The following is a 15,111-nucleotide window of genomic DNA, read 5'->3' on the forward strand; positions in this document are numbered from 1 at the left end:
ACGCCCGCGCCCGTACGCCGCGCGACGGACGCGACCGGCGCTGCGGCGCGGTTACCCGGGCCGGTCGTCGGGTAGGGGTTGCCGCATGGCGGAACTGGCGTCACTTCAGATCATCCGACACGGCGAGAGCACGGCGAACGTGGCCGCCGCGCGGGCGGAGTCGTCCGGGGCCGAGCTGATCGATCTGACCCACCGGGACGCCGACGTGCCGCTCTCCCCCACCGGCGAGAAGCAGGCCCGGGCCACCGGACGCTGGATCGCCGGGCTGCCGGCGCACCGACGGCCGGACGTCGCCGTGGCGTCGCCGTACCTGCGCGCGGTCCGCACCGCCGAGCTGGCCCTGGACGGCACCGGGATCCCGCTGAGCCGGGACGAGCGGCTGCGGGACCGGGAGCTGGGGATCCTCGACGGGTTGACCCCGCACGGCGTACGCGCCCGCTATCCGGAGGAGGCGGAGCGGCGCACCCGGCTCGGCAAGTTCTACTACCGCCCGCCGGGCGGCGAGAGCTGGGCCGACGTCGCGCTGCGCCTGCGTACGCTCCTCGGCGACCTGCGCCGGGACCACGAGGGCCAGCGGGTGTTGCTCGTCGGCCACGACGCGCTCGTCTTCGTGCTCCGCTACCTCGTCGAGGGGTTGACCGAGGCGCAACTCATGGCGCTGACCCGCCAACAGCTGATCATGAACTGCGCGGTCACCGGCTGGTCGGCCGACGCCTCGGGACGGCTGGCGCTCGACTGCTTCAACGACGTCGGCCACCTGCACCGGCAGGCCACGCGGCGCACCAGAGAGGACGAGGTCCATGCCAAACCGGTCTGACCCGCAGGTGATCACCCCGGCGCTGTTGCGCGACTGGGCGCTGCCCGTCCCGAGCGGCGGAAAGGAGAACCGCGGCACCGTGCTCGTGGTCGGCGGGTCCCGCTTCACCCCCGGAGCGGTGCTGCTGGCCGGGGTGGCCGCGCTGCGGGCCGGCGCCGGGGTGCTGCAACTGGCGGCCGCCGAGTCCACCGCCGCCGCGCTCAGCATCCAGGTGCCCGAGGCGCTGGTGGTGGGGCTGCCGGAGACGGGCAGCGGGGCGGTCGACGGCGCACCCGGTGACCAGCTCGCCGACCTGGTCGCGGACGCGGACGTCGTGGCCGTCGGCCCGGGCCTCAAGGAGATCGACGAGACCCGGCGGCTGCTGCACCTCGTGCTCGACGCGGCGCGGCAGGAGACCGCGCTGGTGCTCGACGCGTACGCCCTCGGCGCCCTCAGCCACGAACCGGACCTGCTGGTCGGCTCCGGGCGGCCGGTGGTGCTCACCCCCAACCTCACCGAGGCCGGGCACCTGCTGGGTCGGGACCCCGGCGACGACCTGGACGCCGACGCGGCCGAGCTGGCCGGCCGGTACGACGCCGTGGTGTCCCTCCACGGGCACATCGCCACCCCGGACGGGCGCGGCTGGCGGGAGGAGAGCGGCGACGCCGGCTTGGGCACCTCGGGCAGCGGCGACGTGCGGTCGGGGCTCCTCGCCGGCCTGCTGTCCCGCGGCGCCGGGCCGGCGCAGGCCGCCTGCTGGGCGGCGTACGCCCACGCGGTGAGCGGCCAGCGGCTCGTTCCGCAGTACGGGCGCATCGGCTTCCTGGCCCGTGAGCTGCTGGACGAGATCCCGCACACCCTCGCCACCGTCTGACAGGGCTTCGCCCGCACGACGGATGTGTGTAACGCCACATTCACCTTGCGCGCTGTACGGGCGGAGGCGGCAGCCCGTCCGCCTTCCGCCGGGCCGCACCGCGTGTGCGCCGCCCGGCGGGGAACCGCCCCTGGGAGTCCGTGTGAAGGAAATTCGTCGCAAGACACTCGCCGCGGCGTCCGCGCTGACGCTGGGCATCGGTCTCGCCGTGGCCGGAGGGTCGGCGCCGGCGGCCTCGGCCGCCGGCGCCGAGTCCACGTTCCTCGTCCTCGCCCCGCAGGGCGCGAAGGCGGACAAGGCGGCGGCCCGGGTGACCGCCGCGCGGGGCACGGTGGTGGCCCGCTACGACCAGATCGGCGTGCTCGTCGTCCGCTCGACCAACCCCGACTTCGCCACCGCGGTGGCCGGCGCCGGGGTCGAGTCGGTCGCGTCCACCGCCGGCCTCGGCAGCGCCCTGGACGAGGGCGAGACCGTGGAGGTCTCCGCGCCGGCCGTCGCGAACGTCACCGCCGACCCGACCGCCGAACCGCTCTACGGCCAGCAGTGGGACATGCCGATGATCGACGTCCCGCAGGCCCACGCCGTCAACGCCGGCAGCCCCGACGTGGTGGTGGGCGTGCTGGACAGCGGCATCTCCAGCACCCACCCCGACCTGGCCAGCCAGATCGCCAGGGACAAGAGCACGTCCTGCGTCGGCGGCGTCGTCGACACCACCGAGGCGGCCTGGAACCCGACCACCTCGGACCACGGCACGCACGTGGCCGGCACGATCGCCGCCGCCGTCAACGGCGTCGGCGTCACCGGCATCGCCCCCGGCGTCAAGGTGGCCGCCGTCAAGGTCGTCAACGACGACGGCTTCATCTACCCCGAGGCCGCGGTCTGCGGCTTCGTCTGGGCCGCCGACCACGGCATGCAGGTGACCAACAACAGCTACTACATCGACCCGTGGGAGTTCAACTGCCGCAACGACGCGCGCCAGCGCCCGGTGTGGCAGGCCGTCCAGCGGGCCATCCGCTACTCGGCGAACAAGGGCGTGCTCAACATCGCCTCCGCCGGCAACTCGAACGTCGACCTGCAGCACAAGACGGTCGACACGGGGAGCCCGAACAACGGCACCCCGGAGACCCGCGAGATCAACAGCGCCTGCCTCGACCTGCCGGCCGAGGCGCCGGGTGTCCTGACCGTCTCGGCGGTCGGCCCGACCGGGGAGAAGAGCTACTACTCCTCGTACGGTCAGGGCGTCGTGGACGTCACCGCTCCCGGTGGTGACAGCCGGTTCCGCACCCAGGGTGCCCGGTCGACGACCACCGACCAGATCCTGTCCACCACCTTCAACACCGTCACCCGGACCAACGGGTGGGGTTACAAGCAGGGCACCTCGATGTCCGGTCCGCACGCGACCGGCGTCGCCGCCCTGGCGGTCTCCGCCCACCCCGGCATGAACCCGGGCCAGCTCGCCGCGTTCCTCGAGAACACGGCGGTGGCCAAGCCCTGCCCGACCGGGGTCTACAACCCGGTGCCGGCGCTCGGCAGCGCGTACGACGCCACCTGCACCGGCGGGGCCCGCAACGGGTTCTACGGCGCGGGCATGGTGAACGCGTACAACGTGGTGCGCTGACCACCCCGGACGGATGACCGTGCGGCCCGGCGCGCAGGCGCCGGGCCGCACCGTGTTTCCGCAGATCATCGCCGGGGTACCGGACGATCACCCCGACCACAACCGAGGAGGTCAGCCGGTGTCCACCGATGCGATCGTCGTGCTCAAAGAGGACCACAAGGAGATGCGCCGTCTCTTCAAGGCGTTCCAGGACGCCCAGGAGGGCCCGGCCGCCGAGCGGCAGAAACTGGTGGGTCAGATCCTGGAGGCGCTCACCGTCCACACCTATCTCGAGAACGAGGTGATGTACCCGGAGGTCCGCAAGCTCCTGCCGGACCTGGAGGACGACATCCTCGAGTCGTACGAGGAGCACCACGTGGCCGACGTGCTCTGCGCCGAGCTGTTCGCCATGGACGCCGAGGACGAGCACTTCAACGCCAAGACGACGGTGCTCATCGAGAACGTGCTGCACCACGTCGAGGAGGAGGAGCAGGAGTGGTTCCCCAAGGTGCGTGACGCGCTCGGCCGCAAGCAGCTCCAGGAGATCGGCCAGCGGATGATCGACCTGCGGGCGGACGCGCCGCGCAAGCCGACCGACCCCAAGGCGGTCAAGAAGTCCCTCGACGCCGTGACGGCCTGAGCGGGCGGCACACCGGCAACGCGACGGGCCCGGCGCACGCCGGGCCCGTCGCCGTGCGCGGAGGTCAGCTCGCCGAGCCGGGCTCGGCCATCCGGCTGTGCTGCTCCGACTTCAGCTTGTCCGGCACGATCTTGCCGACCGCGGTCTGCACCTTGTTCCGCAGCGACCCGGCCGACACCGTCTGGTCGCCGCGCATCATGGCCGCGAAGCCCTGCTCCGCCACCGTGCGGGGGTCGTCCTTGTGCCCCGCGCCGATCTTGGTGTCCTCCATGTCGGCGCGCGCGAAGAACTCGGTGTCGGTCGGCCCGGGCATCAACGAGGTCACCGTCACCCCGGTGTCCTTCAGCTCGGTGCGCAGCGCCTCGGCGAACGACTGGACGAAGGACTTCGACCCGTTGTAGACGGCCTGGAACGGGCCCGGCATGGTCGAGGCGATCGACGAGGTGAACAGCACCCGCCCGGCGCCCCGCCGCACCATGCCCGGCAGGATGCGCTTGGCCAGGTGCACGGTCGACCGCACGTTGAGGTCGACGATGTTCAGCTCGTCGGCCAGGTCGGTGCCGCCGACGAAGGCGCCGCCGGCGCCCCGCCCGGCGTTGAGCGCCAGCGCGTCGACCGGGCGCCCCGTGGCGGCGACCGCCGCCGCCAGCTCCTCCACCCCGTCGGCGCGGGCCAGGTCGACGCGGACCGGCCGCACCTGCGGCCCGCCGTCGCGGCGCAGCTTCGCGGCGGCCGTCTCGATGCCGTCGTCCTCGGCCGCGACCACCAGGTCGAAGCCGTGTTCGGCGAACTGCGCGGCCAGCTCGTACCCGATGCCGCTGGACGCGCCGGTCACCACGGCGAGCGGTCGCTCGCCGGTCGGTGTGGTCATGGTCCTGCTCCTCTCGTCGCGTGCGGCCGGACCCGCACCGGTGTCACGGCCCGCCCGTACCGGTGTGCCCCGTCACGGCCCGGCCAACCACACCGGCCGCGGTCGAGGTCACCGGCACGCCGTTGGGTAGGATCTGCCCGGGCCGTTACTGGCGCGTTGGGGATGGAGAACCATCGGGGAGCGGCCCCGTCACGAGGACGCATGCCGAGCGCCTGGGCCTTCCGTACGTCAGTAGGAGGTCGCATGTCGTCGCCGAACGCCGAATCCACCGCCTTCCGCAGCGCGCTCGAGGTGATCCGCGCCGTCGAGCCCCGGGTGGCCGGCGCCATCGCCGCCGAGCTGGCCGACCAGCGCGAGTCGCTGAAGTTGATCGCCAGCGAGAACTACGCCTCCCCGGCCACCCTGCTGGCCATGGGCAACTGGTTCAGCGACAAGTACGCCGAGGGCACCGTGGGCCGCCGCTTCTACGCCGGTTGCCAGAACGTCGACACCGTGGAGGCGCTCGCCGCCGAGCACGCGCGGGAGCTGTTCGGCGCCGCGCACGCGTACGTGCAGCCGCACTCGGGCATCGACGCGAACCTCGTGGCGTTCTGGGCGGTGCTGGCCGACCGGGTGGAGGCGCCGGCGCTGCGCAGGGCGCAGGCCCGCCAGGTCAACGACCTCACCGAGGCGGACTGGTTCGCGCTGCGCCGGGAGCTGGGCAACCAGCGGATGCTCGGCATGTCGCTGGACGCCGGCGGGCACCTCACCCACGGCTTCCGCCCGAACATCTCGGGCAAGATGTTCGACCAGCGCAGCTACGGCACCGACCCGGTGACCGGCCTCATCGACTACGACAAGGTGGCGGAGATCGCCCGCGAGTTCAAGCCGCTGATCCTGGTGGGCGGCTACTCGGCGTACCCGCGGAAGGTCAACTTCCGGATCCTGCGGGAGATCGCCGACTCCGTGGGCGCCACCTTCATGGTCGACATGGCGCACTTCGCCGGGCTGGTCGCCGGCAAGGTCTTCACCGGCGACTTCGACCCGGTGCCGCACGCGCACATCGTCACCACGACCACCCACAAGTCGCTCCGTGGGCCGCGCGGCGGCATGGTGCTGTGCCAGCCGGAGCTGGCCGAGCAGGTCGACCGGGGCTGCCCCATGGTGCTGGGCGGCCCGCTGCCGCACGTCATGGCGGCCAAGGCGGTCGCGCTCGCCGAGGCCCGCCGGCCCGACTTCGCGGACTACGCCCAGCGGATCGTGGCCAACGCTCAGGCGCTCGCCGAGGGGCTGGTCCGCCGCGGCGCCCGCCTGGTGACCGGCGGCACCGACAACCACCTGGCGATCATCGACGTCACGTCGTACGGGCTGACCGGCCGGCAGGCCGAGCAGGCGCTGCTCGACTCGGGCATCGTGACCAACCGCAACTCGGTCCCGCAGGACCCCAACGGCGCCTGGTACACGTCGGGCATCCGGATCGGCACGCCCGCGCTGACCACCCGCGGTCTCGGCACCGGGGAGATGGACACGATCGCCGAGCTGATCCACACCGTGCTGAGCCGGACGACGGCGGGCGCCAACCCCGACGGCACCGCCTCGAAGGCCAAGTACGCGCTCGACCCGGCCGTCGCCGACAAGGTCAGCCGCCAGGCCAGCGAACTCCTGACCGGCTTCCCCCTGTACCCGAACGTCGACCTGACCTGACCCACCCTCGCCGGCCGATCATGCAGTTGTGGTGCCCGGATCACCCCGGTTCGGGGAGTACGTCCCCCACCACGACTGCATGATCGACGGAAACAGGGGCGGGTCAGGCGATCGGTCGCTTCAGGTGGTAGCGGTGCACCTCGGTGCTGCCCTGCACGTTGTTGACGTCCTCGGCCGCGGACACCAGCTCCCAACCCTCACGGCCGACCCGGTTGAGGTGCGCGATCGCGGTGTCGCCGTAGGGCGTGATGTCCTTGCGCGACCCGTCCGGGCCGTACCAGACGAACGACACGTGGAAATTGCGGCCCTGCCCCTGGTAACGGCGGACCAGCAACGCGTACTCCCAGGCAACCATGGGGCCCATTATGACCGTCCACGCAGGACGGCCGCGCGGTGGTGGTCGCACTTTGCCACCGTGTGAACACGGTGTGTCAACGAATCGGCACGGTCCGCAGTTCGCGGGCCGCCGCCGGGTCGGGGCAACCGGCGAGGGCCAGCGCGTCGCGCAGCTCGGCGGCGAGCAGGGCCAGGGCCGCCTCGACGCCCGCGCCACCGCCCGCCGCGAGGGCCCAGAGCAGGGGCCGGCCGACCAGCACCCCGGCGGCGCCGAGCGCCAGCGCCCGCAGCACGTCGGCGCCGCTGCGGATCCCGCTGTCCAGCAGCACCGCGCACCGGTCGCCGACCGCGTCGACCACCTCGGGCAGCATCGTGACGCTGGCCGGCGCCCCGTCGAGCTGCCGCCCGCCGTGGTTGGAGACCACGACGCCGGCCGCCCCGACCCGGACGGCCTCCCGCGCGTCCCGCGGGTCGAGCACCCCCTTGACCACCAGCGGCAGGTCGGTCTGGTCGCGTAGCCAGGCCAGGTCGTCCCAGCCCAGCGCCGGCGCGAAGGGCGCGTCCGGGGCGACCGTGGAGACCCCGGGTGTGCCCGCGTGCGCCAGGTCGTCACGGCCGTGCGGCAGGTTCACGGCCCCCACCTCGGCCGGTAGCCGGAAGGCGTTGCGCAGGTCCCGCAGGCGCCGGCCCAGCACGGGTACGTCGACGGTCACCACGAGCACCCGGCACCCGGCGTCGCGCACCCGGGCCAGCAGGTCCCGCACCAGCGCCCTCTCGCGCAGCCAGTAGAGCTGGAACCAGACCTCCGCGCCGGTCGCGGCGACCTCCTCCAGCGGGGTGCTGCCGAGGGTGCTCGCGACGTAGGGCACCCCCGCGGCGGCCGCCGCCGACGCCATCCCCCGCTCGCCGTCGGGGTGCACGAGCCGCTGGTACGCCATCGGGGCCACACCCACCGGCATCGCGTACCGGTGGCCGAGCAGCCGCGTCGCGAGGTCCGGCGACTCCACGGCCCGCAGCGCCCGGGGCACGACCGCCACCCGGTCGAGGGCGGCCCGGTTCGCGGCGAGCGTGACCTCGTCGCCGCTGCCCCCATCGACGTAGTCCCACACGTCCGGCGGCAGCACGGCCCGGGCCAGCTCCCCGAAGGCGGCCAGGCAGGCCGGCGGCCCGTCGCTCGGCAGGTCGGTCGGCTCGGCCATCGCTCACTCCCCCGGGCTCGATCGGATGCCGGAAACTAGCCGTCGCCCGACCGGGCCGTCAATCGCGCCGCGGCGCACTCTCGGCGAGGTGCGGGACGCCTGGACGACGCGCCGCCGACGCCGGACACCCTAGGCTGGGACGATGGCCACCTGGGAGGACGTTCGCAGGATCGCCGCCACCCTGCCCGAGACGGCCGAACACCCGTCGTACGACGGCCTGCCGGCCTGGCGGGTGCGGGACAAGGCGTTCGTCTGGGAACGGCCGCTGCGCCGGGCCGACCTGGCGGCGCTCGGCGACGACGCGCCCGACGGGCCGGTCCTCGGCGCCCGGGTGCCGGACCTGGGCGCCCGGGAGGCGCTGCTCGCCGACGACCCCGCCGTCTACTTCACCATCCCGCACTTCGACGGCTACCCGGCCGTCCTGGTCCGGCTGGACCGGATCGGGCTGGCGGAGCTGACCGAGCTGATGGTCGAGGCGTGGTACGCCCGCGCGCCGAAACGGCTGGCCGCCGCGTACCGGGCGCAGGCCGATCCCCCACCGGCCGGATAGCCGCGGCTCGGACGACGATCATCGCCGGCTACGCGCTCGTGGCGCGGGAACTGTTCGCCGGCCGTTCGCCGCCGGGCCGCCCGGGCGTCGGCCGCGCGCCCTAGTCTCGTCCGGTCGGACCGGACGCCAGGAGGCCGCCGCGCATGACCCCGCCACCGATCGGCCGCACCACGGACGCCACGGTCACGGCGGTACGCCGCATCGGCGACACCGCGCCGCACAGCGCCTTCACGGATCTGGTGCGCCACGGCGACCGCTGGCTCTGCGCGTTCCGCGAGGGCAGCTCGCACGTCTCGGGCGACGGCGCGATCCGGGTGCTCACCTCGACCGACGGCCGCGGCTGGACGCCCGTGGCGCTGCTGCGGCGTGACGGCGTCGACCTGCGCGACCCCCGCTTCGTGTCCCGTCCGGACGGGCGGCTGCACCTGTACGCGGCCGCCGTGACCGGCGAGGTCACGAAGACCTTCCAGACCGTCGCCTGGCTCTCGCCGGACGGTCGCACCTGGGGCGACCCGACCCCGGTCGGCGAGCCGGACGTCTGGATGTGGCGGGCCGCCTGGCACGACGGTCACCTGTACGGCGTCGGCTACGCCACCCGGGAGCCGTGGTTCGCCCGGCTCTACGCCAGCGCCGACGGCGTCGACCTCCGGCCCCTGGTGCCGACGCTGTTCACGGGCGGCTACCCCAACGAGTCGGGCCTGGTCTTCGAGCCCGACGGCACGGCGGTCTGCCTGCTGCGCCGCGACGGGGAACCGGCCACCGCGCAGCTCGGCCGGGCCCGGCCGCCGTACCGGGACTGGGAGTGGACGGACCTCGGCGTCCGGGTGGGCGGGCCGGCCCTGCTGCGGCTGCCGGACGGCCGACTGTTGGCCGGCGTACGCCTGCTGGACGGCCGCGTCCGCACCGCGATCTGCGCGGTCGACGCCGAGCGAGCCGAGCTGACCGAGCTGGTCGCCCTCCCCTCCGGCGGCGACACCAGCTACCCCGGTCTGGTCTGGCACGACGGCGTGCTGCACGTCAGCTACTACTCGTCCCACGAGGGACGCACCTGCGTCTACGTGGCCGAGGTGGCGCTCGAAGCCGGCTGACGCCCGGGCGTTCAGGCCGGCGCCGGTGTCTGCGCGTGGATGTGGAACCGCAGCGAGCGGGCGTCGGTGAAGCACTCGCGCATCGGTCGCACCAGATCGCGGTGCTCGGGGCTGCGTTCCCAGGTCTCGAAGTCGGCGAGGCTCGCCCACTCGCTGGTGATGAGCCACTGCTCCGGGTCGGCCGACGAGCGGCACACCTGGTCGACGAGGTGCCCCGCCACCCCGCCCGCCACCTGGTGTCGGATCGCCTCGTACGCGGCCAGGAACGCCGCGGTCCGCTCGGTCGGCACCCGCACCAGGAACACCACCCGGGCCCGCTGTCCACTCATCCGTCGCCCTCCCTCGCCGGCGCCGCCCCGCGCAGGACCAGCGCGCTGTTGTACCCGTCGAAGCCCCGCGCGCAGACCAGTGCCACCCGGCCGCGGGGTGTCCGGTGCTCGCGCAGGAAGTCGAGTTCGCAGCCTTGTGCCACCTCGTCCGGCGCGGCCGAGGCCGGCAGCGTGTCGTGCCGGAAGGCGAGCAGCGCGGTGGCCACGTCCAGCGCCGCGCCGCCCTGGTGCGCCCGGCCGGTCAGCGGCTTGGCCGTGCTCACCGGCGGCGGCCGGTCGCCGAACACGGCGCGCAGCGCGGTGGCCTCGGCCCGGTCGTAGCGCGGCACGCCGAGCGCGTCGGGCAGGACCACGTCCACCTCGTCGGGCCCGACGCCGGCCCGGTCCAGGGCCAGCCGCATGGCCCGCGCGTACTGGGCCGGGTCGCCGGCGCTCGTCGGGCCGGTGTGCGCGGCGTCGTGGGTGGCGCCCCACCCGGTCAGCTCGCCGTGGATCCGCGCGCCCCGGGCCAGCGCGTGTCCCAGTTCCTCCACCACGAAGACCGCGCCGCCCTCGGCCGGCAGGTAGCCGCTGGCCGCGGCGTCGAACGGCCGGTAGGCCCGCTCCGGGTCGGCAACGTCGCTGAGCAGACCGTTCGCGAGCTGACAGGTGAGGGCGTACGGGCTCAGGGGGCACTCGGTGCCGCCCGCGATCACCACGGGGGTGCCCCGGCGGATCGACCGGACCGCGTGGGCGAGGCTGTCGAGGCCACCGGCGGCCTCGCTCACGAGCACCCCGCACGGCCCCTTGAACTGGTGGTGGATCGACAGTTGCCCCACGCTGGCCGCGTAGAACCACGCGATCGACTGGTACGCCCCGACGGTGCGCGACGGGCCGCCCCACAGCCGCTGCAGCTCCCGCTGCCCGAACAGGTTGCCCCCCGAGGAGCTGGCGAGGGTGACGGCGTAGCCGTACGGGTCGGGCGAGCTCTGCGGGAGCCCCGCGTCGGCGAGGGCCAACCGGGTGGCGGCGAACGCCAGGTGCGTCCACCGGTCGGTCTGCACGAGCTGGCGGCTCTCCGCGTACGCCGTCGCGTCGAAACCGGGCACCTCGCCGGCGAGGCGGGTCGGGTAGCCGGCCGGGTCGAACAGCGTGATCGGTCCGGTGCGCCGGGCGCCGGTCAGCACCGTACGCCAGTGCGCCGCCGCGCCGATCCCGCTCGGGGCCACCACCCCGATGCCGGTGACCACCGCCCGGGCGGTCACGCCGCGGCCTTCGCGAGGCGCCGGAAGATCATCGCCGACTGGAAGCCGCCGAACCCGCTGCCCACCGAGAGCGCCACGTCCACGGGCAGCTCACGCGCCTCGTTCGGCACGTAGTCCAGGTCGCACTCCGGGTCCCGGGTCGTCCAGTTGGCCGTGGGCGGGACCACGCCGAACTCGATGGCGAGGGCGCAGGCGGCCATCTCGATCGAGCCGATGGCGCCCAGCGAGTGCCCGACCATGGACTTGATGGAGCTGATCGGCACCCGGTAGGCGACGTCGCCGAGCGCCCGCTTAAACGCGGCCGTCTCGTGCCGGTCGTTCTGCCGGGTCCCGGAGCCGTGCGCGCTGATGTAGGAGACCTGCTCGGGGGCGAGCCGGGCCTGTCGCAGGGCGGCCGTGACGGCGAGCGCCATCTCCACGCCGTCGGGCCGCAGCCCGGTCATGTGGTAGCCGTTGCTGTGGCTCGCGTACCCGGCGACCTCGCAGTAGACGTGCGCGCCGCGCCGCCGGGCGTGCCCGGCCTCCTCCAGCACCAGCACCGCCGCCCCCTCGGCCAGCACGAAGCCGCGCCGGTCGGCGTCGAACGGGCGGGAGGCGTGCGCGGGGTCGTCGTTGTCCGGGCTGGTCGCCTTGATGGCGTCGAACGAGGCGACGGTGACCGGTGATATCGGCGAGTCGGCGGCGCCCGCGAGGACCACGTCGGCCTCGCCGTCGGCGATGAGCTGGTGGCCGTACCCGATGGCGTCGATGCCGGAGGTGCAGCCGGTCGAGACCACCTGGGCCGGCCCGTGCAGCCGGTGCCGGACGGCCACGTCGGCGGCCAGGCTGCTGGGCACGAGCGCCTGGTACAGGTGCGGGCCGGCGTGGGCGGGGTCGACGAGCCAGTGACGGCCACCGTCGCTCACGGCCACGTACTCCTGCTCCAGGGCCATGGTGCCGCCCACCGCCGTGCCGAGCACCACGCCGGCGCGCTCGCGCTCGGCGTCGCTGAGTGTCAGGCCCGCGTCGGCGACCGCCTCGTCGGCGCAGGCCAGCGCGAACTGGACGTACCGGTCGGCCCGCCGCAGCTCGGCCTCCGCGAGGCCGGCGGCGACCGGGTCGAAGTCGCACTCGGCGGCGATCCGGGACCGGAACGGCGACGGGTCGAAGAAGGTGATCCGCCGGGTCGCCGTCCGCCCCTCGGTGATCGACTTCCAGAACCGGTCCCGGGTGGCGCCGCCCGGTGCGACCACGCCGATCCCGGTCACCACCGTGCGGCGCCCGGTCACGACGCGCCCCGCTGCTCGGGCATCTCGGTGTCGACGTGGCCGAGTTCCGGCCGGGGCGCGAGCGGCCCCAGGTGGAAGACCACCTCGGCCGGCTCGTCGCCGGTGTTGCGCAACCGGTGCCGGACGTTCACCGGCACGAACAACGCCTCGCCCGCGCCCAACGGCACCGGCCGGTCGTCCAGGTCCACGGTGATCGCGCCGCGGGCCACGTACAGGAACTCCTCGCTGTACGGGTGGTAGTGCTCGGCGATCCGCTCCCCCGGCGCCAGCGCGGCCACCCCCAGGAAGCCCGACGTGCTCCCGACCGTACGCGGGCCGAGCAGGACCCTCAGCTCGCCGCCACGGCGCCGGTCGGCCGGCACGTCCCGGGCGGCGACCGGTCCCAGCGTCCGCTCAGTCATCGCCGCCTCCCGCCGCTTGGGTCTGCACCCGCCGCTCGATCCGTTCCTTGATGACGGCGAGCTGCACGGCGCTGTTGGCGTTGATCCGCTCGGTCATGCCGGCGTTGTCCACGGGCGCGGTCGGCTTCATGGCGAAGTCCTGCACCCAGGTCATCCGGGTGCCCTCCCGTTCCTCGGCGTAGCGCCAGTGGATGCGCATGTACTCGAACGGCCCGGTCTCCACCCGGTGGGCGTGCACCTCCCGCGTGGCCGGGTCGGCGGTGCGCTCGCTGACCCAGCTCCACACCGTCCCGTTCTCGTCGGGGTGCATGGTGAGGCGGAAGCGCACCGTGTCCCCCTCCCGGTGCAGGATCTCCACGACCGCGTACTCGGTGAACAGCTCCGTCCAGTTCGCCACGTCGTTGGTGACGTCCCAGACCAGCGGCAGCGGCGCGGCGATCACCACGCTGTTCTCGGTGTGCCCCGGTTGCTCGCTGCGCCGGGCCACCAGGTCGGCCACCGCCGGGATGCTGAGCTGCGCGGCCTGTTCGGGGATCTGCACCCGGTACCGGTCGGCGACGACCGCGGACAGTTCGAGTAGAGCGAGGGAGTCCAGGCCGAGTTCCTCGAGGGAGGCGGCGGGGGCACGGGCGGCGGTGTCGGCGTCCAGCCCGCAGTGCGCCACCAGGATGTCGGTGATCTCGGCGGCCAGCGGGTGTCCTCGCGTGACGGTCATGAAGTCCTCCTCAGTGGGCGTCGGGCTGGGCGGCGGTGGCCGGTGGGCGGGGCGCGGACGGAGCCGGGTCGGCCGGTGCGGAAGCGACCGGCTCGGCCGGTGCGGGAACGGCCTGGTCGGCCGATGCGGAGGCGGCCGGTGCGGAAGCGGCCTGGTCGGGGCCGGGCGCCGAGGCGGCGAGGAGCCGGTCGACGAGGCCCGTGGTGTGGCGGCCCTTGCGGAACTCGGCGTCGTCGAGCACCCGCCGTACGAACGGGATGGTCGTCCGCACGCCCGGCCCGGCCACGTCGAACTCGTCGAGGGCACGTTCGAGCCGACCGAGCGCCAGCTCGCGGTCCGGCGCCCAGACCGCCACCTTGGCCAGCAGCGAGTCGTAGTGCGGGCCGACCACGTAGCCGGGCCGGCCGTGGGTGTCCACCCGGGTGAAGGGGCCGCCGGGCGGGACGAAGCGCTCCAGGCGCCCCGGCGTCGGCGCGAAGCCGCGGTCCGGGTCCTCCACGTTGACCCGGCACTCCACGGCCACGCCGTGCGGGCGGATCTCGTCCTGCCGCCAGCGCAGCGGCACTCCCGCGGCGATGTGCAGCTGCTCGTGCACCAGGTCGATCCCCGTGATCATCTCGGTGACGGGGTGTTCCACCTGGATCCGGCAGTTGATCTCCAGGAAGTGGAACCGCTCCGCGGCGTCGACCAGGAACTCCAGCGTGCCGGCCCCGGTGAACCCGACCTCGAGCGCGCCCCGCAGGGCGGTCGCCGCGATCGCGTCGAGCGTGCCGGCGGACAGCGCCGGAGCAGGCGCCTCCTCGACGAGCTTCTGGTGCCGCCGCTGCACCGAGCAGTCCCGGGTGCCCAGGTGCACGCCGTTGCCGTGCGCGTCGCAGAGCACCTGGACCTCGACGTGCCGGGCGTCGGTGAGGTACCGCTCGACGTACACCCGGTCGTCGCCGAACACCGCCTGTGCCGCGGCCCGGGTCCTCGCGTACGCCCGGGGCAGGTCGGCGGGCGACTCCACCACGGTCATGCCCCGACCGCCGCCGCCGGCGGCCGCCTTGACGATGACCGGGTAGCCGATCTCCGCGGCCACCTCGACGGCGGCCTCCGCGGTGGGCACCGGCTCGACGCTGCCGGCCGGCAGCGGCAACCCGGCGCGGCTCATGAGGGCCCGGGCCGATGACTTGTCGGCGAGCGCCGCCATCACGGCGGGGCGCGGGCCGATGAAGGTCAGCCCGTTTCCGGCGCAGATTTCGGCGAAGTCGGCGTCCTCGGAGAGGAAGCCGTACCCGGGATGCACGGCCTGGGCGCCGACCTGCCGCGCCGCCTCCACGATCGCCGCCGCGTTGAGGTAGCTGCGCCGGCTGGCCGCCGGACCGATCCGGACGGCCTCGTCGGCGAGGCGTACGGCCGCCGAGTCGGCGTCCGCGGCCGAGTACACCACCGCCGTCCGTACGCCCAGCTCGCGGCAGGCGCGCAGCACCCGCAGGGCGATCTCACCCCGGTTGGCGATCAGCACCTTCTCGAACATC

General features: G+C 74.2%; 16 protein-coding genes and 1 riboswitch. Of the genes, 7 read left to right on the forward strand and 9 right to left on the reverse strand.

All coding sequences use genetic code 11. The features are described 5' to 3' along the window. Positions 1–85: 85 nt before the first annotated feature. The 4 genes from ACSNOA_RS18910 (at position 86) to ACSNOA_RS18925 (ending at position 3,907) form a co-directional block, all read left to right on the forward strand. A complete protein-coding gene (locus tag ACSNOA_RS18910) occupies positions 86–817 on the forward strand; it encodes a histidine phosphatase family protein (RefSeq protein ID WP_436660066.1) in 732 nt (243 codons plus the stop codon). Further along, positions 801–1,670 (forward strand): NAD(P)H-hydrate dehydratase, encoded by an 870-nt coding sequence (locus ACSNOA_RS18915; protein ID WP_436660068.1) that lies wholly within the window; start codon positions 801–803, stop codon positions 1,668–1,670. Before ACSNOA_RS18910 ends, ACSNOA_RS18915 begins: the two co-directional genes overlap by 17 nt. 142 nt (positions 1,671–1,812) lie before the next feature. After that, entirely contained in the window at positions 1,813–3,288 is a 1,476-nt protein-coding gene (locus ACSNOA_RS18920; protein WP_436660070.1) for a S8 family peptidase, read from the forward strand. Positions 3,289–3,406: 118 nt separating this feature from the next. Continuing rightward, on the forward strand, positions 3,407–3,907 hold the full coding sequence (locus ACSNOA_RS18925) for a hemerythrin domain-containing protein (protein WP_436660071.1): 501 nt from the start codon (positions 3,407–3,409) through the stop codon (positions 3,905–3,907). 64 nt (positions 3,908–3,971) lie between these two features. Here ACSNOA_RS18925 and ACSNOA_RS18930 read toward each other — a convergent pair whose 3' ends face one another. Next, complete coding sequence (locus ACSNOA_RS18930; RefSeq protein ID WP_436660073.1) at positions 3,972–4,778, reverse strand: SDR family NAD(P)-dependent oxidoreductase; 807 nt, start codon at positions 4,776–4,778, stop codon at positions 3,972–3,974. 134 nt (positions 4,779–4,912) lie between these two features. Continuing rightward, a riboswitch (ZMP/ZTP riboswitch) is annotated at positions 4,913–5,003 on the forward strand. An 18-nt stretch (positions 5,004–5,021) separates the two neighbouring features. Between ACSNOA_RS18930 and ACSNOA_RS18935 the strand changes: the two genes are divergently transcribed. Continuing rightward, entirely contained in the window at positions 5,022–6,461 is a 1,440-nt protein-coding gene (locus ACSNOA_RS18935) for a glycine hydroxymethyltransferase (RefSeq protein WP_436660074.1), read from the forward strand. Between the two features lie 103 nt (positions 6,462–6,564). Here the strand turns inward: ACSNOA_RS18935 and ACSNOA_RS18940 are convergent, their stop codons facing one another. Together ACSNOA_RS18940 and ACSNOA_RS18945 are read right to left on the reverse strand one after the other, a co-directional pair. Next, on the reverse strand, positions 6,565–6,825 hold the full coding sequence (locus tag ACSNOA_RS18940) for a hypothetical protein (RefSeq protein ID WP_436660075.1): 261 nt from the start codon (positions 6,823–6,825) through the stop codon (positions 6,565–6,567). Between the two features lie 67 nt (positions 6,826–6,892). Continuing rightward, complete coding sequence (locus tag ACSNOA_RS18945) at positions 6,893–7,996, reverse strand: alpha-hydroxy acid oxidase (protein WP_436660077.1); 1,104 nt, start codon at positions 7,994–7,996, stop codon at positions 6,893–6,895. 142 nt (positions 7,997–8,138) lie between these two features. Here ACSNOA_RS18945 and ACSNOA_RS18950 point away from each other — a divergent pair, with 142 nt between their 5' ends. Both ACSNOA_RS18950 and ACSNOA_RS18955 read left to right on the forward strand, forming a co-directional pair. After that, complete coding sequence (locus tag ACSNOA_RS18950) at positions 8,139–8,546, forward strand: MmcQ/YjbR family DNA-binding protein (protein ID WP_436660078.1); 408 nt, start codon at positions 8,139–8,141, stop codon at positions 8,544–8,546. A gap of 143 nt (positions 8,547–8,689) precedes the next feature. Continuing rightward, the gene (locus tag ACSNOA_RS18955) at positions 8,690–9,634 is read left to right on the forward strand and encodes a sialidase family protein (RefSeq protein ID WP_436660080.1); all 945 of its coding nucleotides are present in this window, start codon (positions 8,690–8,692) and stop codon (positions 9,632–9,634) included. Between the two features lie 11 nt (positions 9,635–9,645). On the opposite strand, the gene ACSNOA_RS18960 is transcribed toward ACSNOA_RS18955, so the two are convergent. From ACSNOA_RS18960 to ACSNOA_RS18985, 6 genes are read right to left on the reverse strand one after another with little or no spacing between them, the layout of a single operon-like run. After that, a complete protein-coding gene (locus tag ACSNOA_RS18960; RefSeq protein ID WP_436660081.1) occupies positions 9,646–9,963 on the reverse strand; it encodes an antibiotic biosynthesis monooxygenase family protein in 318 nt (105 codons plus the stop codon). Next, positions 9,960–11,207 (reverse strand): beta-ketoacyl synthase N-terminal-like domain-containing protein, encoded by a 1,248-nt coding sequence (locus tag ACSNOA_RS18965; RefSeq protein ID WP_436660082.1) that lies wholly within the window; start codon positions 11,205–11,207, stop codon positions 9,960–9,962. The genes ACSNOA_RS18960 and ACSNOA_RS18965 overlap by 4 nt, the downstream gene beginning before the upstream one ends. Further along, complete coding sequence (locus ACSNOA_RS18970) at positions 11,204–12,475, reverse strand: beta-ketoacyl-[acyl-carrier-protein] synthase family protein (protein ID WP_436660083.1); 1,272 nt, start codon at positions 12,473–12,475, stop codon at positions 11,204–11,206. Before ACSNOA_RS18970 ends, ACSNOA_RS18965 begins: the two co-directional genes overlap by 4 nt. After that, complete coding sequence (locus ACSNOA_RS18975) at positions 12,472–12,876, reverse strand: cupin domain-containing protein (RefSeq protein WP_436660084.1); 405 nt, start codon at positions 12,874–12,876, stop codon at positions 12,472–12,474. Before ACSNOA_RS18975 ends, ACSNOA_RS18970 begins: the two co-directional genes overlap by 4 nt. Continuing rightward, a complete protein-coding gene (locus ACSNOA_RS18980) occupies positions 12,869–13,591 on the reverse strand; it encodes an SRPBCC family protein (RefSeq protein ID WP_436660086.1) in 723 nt (240 codons plus the stop codon). The genes ACSNOA_RS18975 and ACSNOA_RS18980 overlap by 8 nt, the downstream gene beginning before the upstream one ends. Before the next feature lie 10 nt (positions 13,592–13,601). Continuing rightward, positions 13,602–15,110 carry an acetyl-CoA carboxylase biotin carboxylase subunit gene (locus ACSNOA_RS18985; protein ID WP_436660088.1) on the reverse strand — a complete coding sequence of 503 codons (1,509 nt, stop codon included), beginning with the start codon at positions 15,108–15,110 and terminating at the stop codon, positions 13,602–13,604. Position 15,111 lies beyond the last annotated feature (1 nt).

The organism is Micromonospora sp. URMC 103 (genome assembly GCF_051386435.1).
In the GTDB taxonomy this organism is placed as follows: Bacteria; Actinomycetota; Actinomycetes; order Mycobacteriales; family Micromonosporaceae; genus Micromonospora.

Coding starts and splice junctions, on each gene's coding strand:
- ACSNOA_RS18980 (WP_436660086.1), bottom strand. CDS start 13,591: ATGACCGTCACGCGAGGACACCCGCTGGCCGCCGAGATCACCGACATC.
- ACSNOA_RS18915 (WP_436660068.1), top strand. CDS start 801: ATGCCAAACCGGTCTGACCCGCAGGTGATCACCCCGGCGCTGTTGCGC.
- ACSNOA_RS18950 (WP_436660078.1), top strand. CDS start 8,139: ATGGCCACCTGGGAGGACGTTCGCAGGATCGCCGCCACCCTGCCCGAG.
- ACSNOA_RS18985 (WP_436660088.1), bottom strand. CDS start 15,110: ATGTTCGAGAAGGTGCTGATCGCCAACCGGGGTGAGATCGCCCTGCGG.
- ACSNOA_RS18935 (WP_436660074.1), top strand. CDS start 5,022: ATGTCGTCGCCGAACGCCGAATCCACCGCCTTCCGCAGCGCGCTCGAG.
- ACSNOA_RS18940 (WP_436660075.1), bottom strand. CDS start 6,825: ATGGGCCCCATGGTTGCCTGGGAGTACGCGTTGCTGGTCCGCCGTTAC.
- ACSNOA_RS18960 (WP_436660081.1), bottom strand. CDS start 9,963: ATGAGTGGACAGCGGGCCCGGGTGGTGTTCCTGGTGCGGGTGCCGACC.
- ACSNOA_RS18910 (WP_436660066.1), top strand. CDS start 86: ATGGCGGAACTGGCGTCACTTCAGATCATCCGACACGGCGAGAGCACG.
- ACSNOA_RS18945 (WP_436660077.1), bottom strand. CDS start 7,996: ATGGCCGAGCCGACCGACCTGCCGAGCGACGGGCCGCCGGCCTGCCTG.
- ACSNOA_RS18975 (WP_436660084.1), bottom strand. CDS start 12,876: ATGACTGAGCGGACGCTGGGACCGGTCGCCGCCCGGGACGTGCCGGCC.
- ACSNOA_RS18955 (WP_436660080.1), top strand. CDS start 8,690: ATGACCCCGCCACCGATCGGCCGCACCACGGACGCCACGGTCACGGCG.
- ACSNOA_RS18930 (WP_436660073.1), bottom strand. CDS start 4,778: ATGACCACACCGACCGGCGAGCGACCGCTCGCCGTGGTGACCGGCGCG.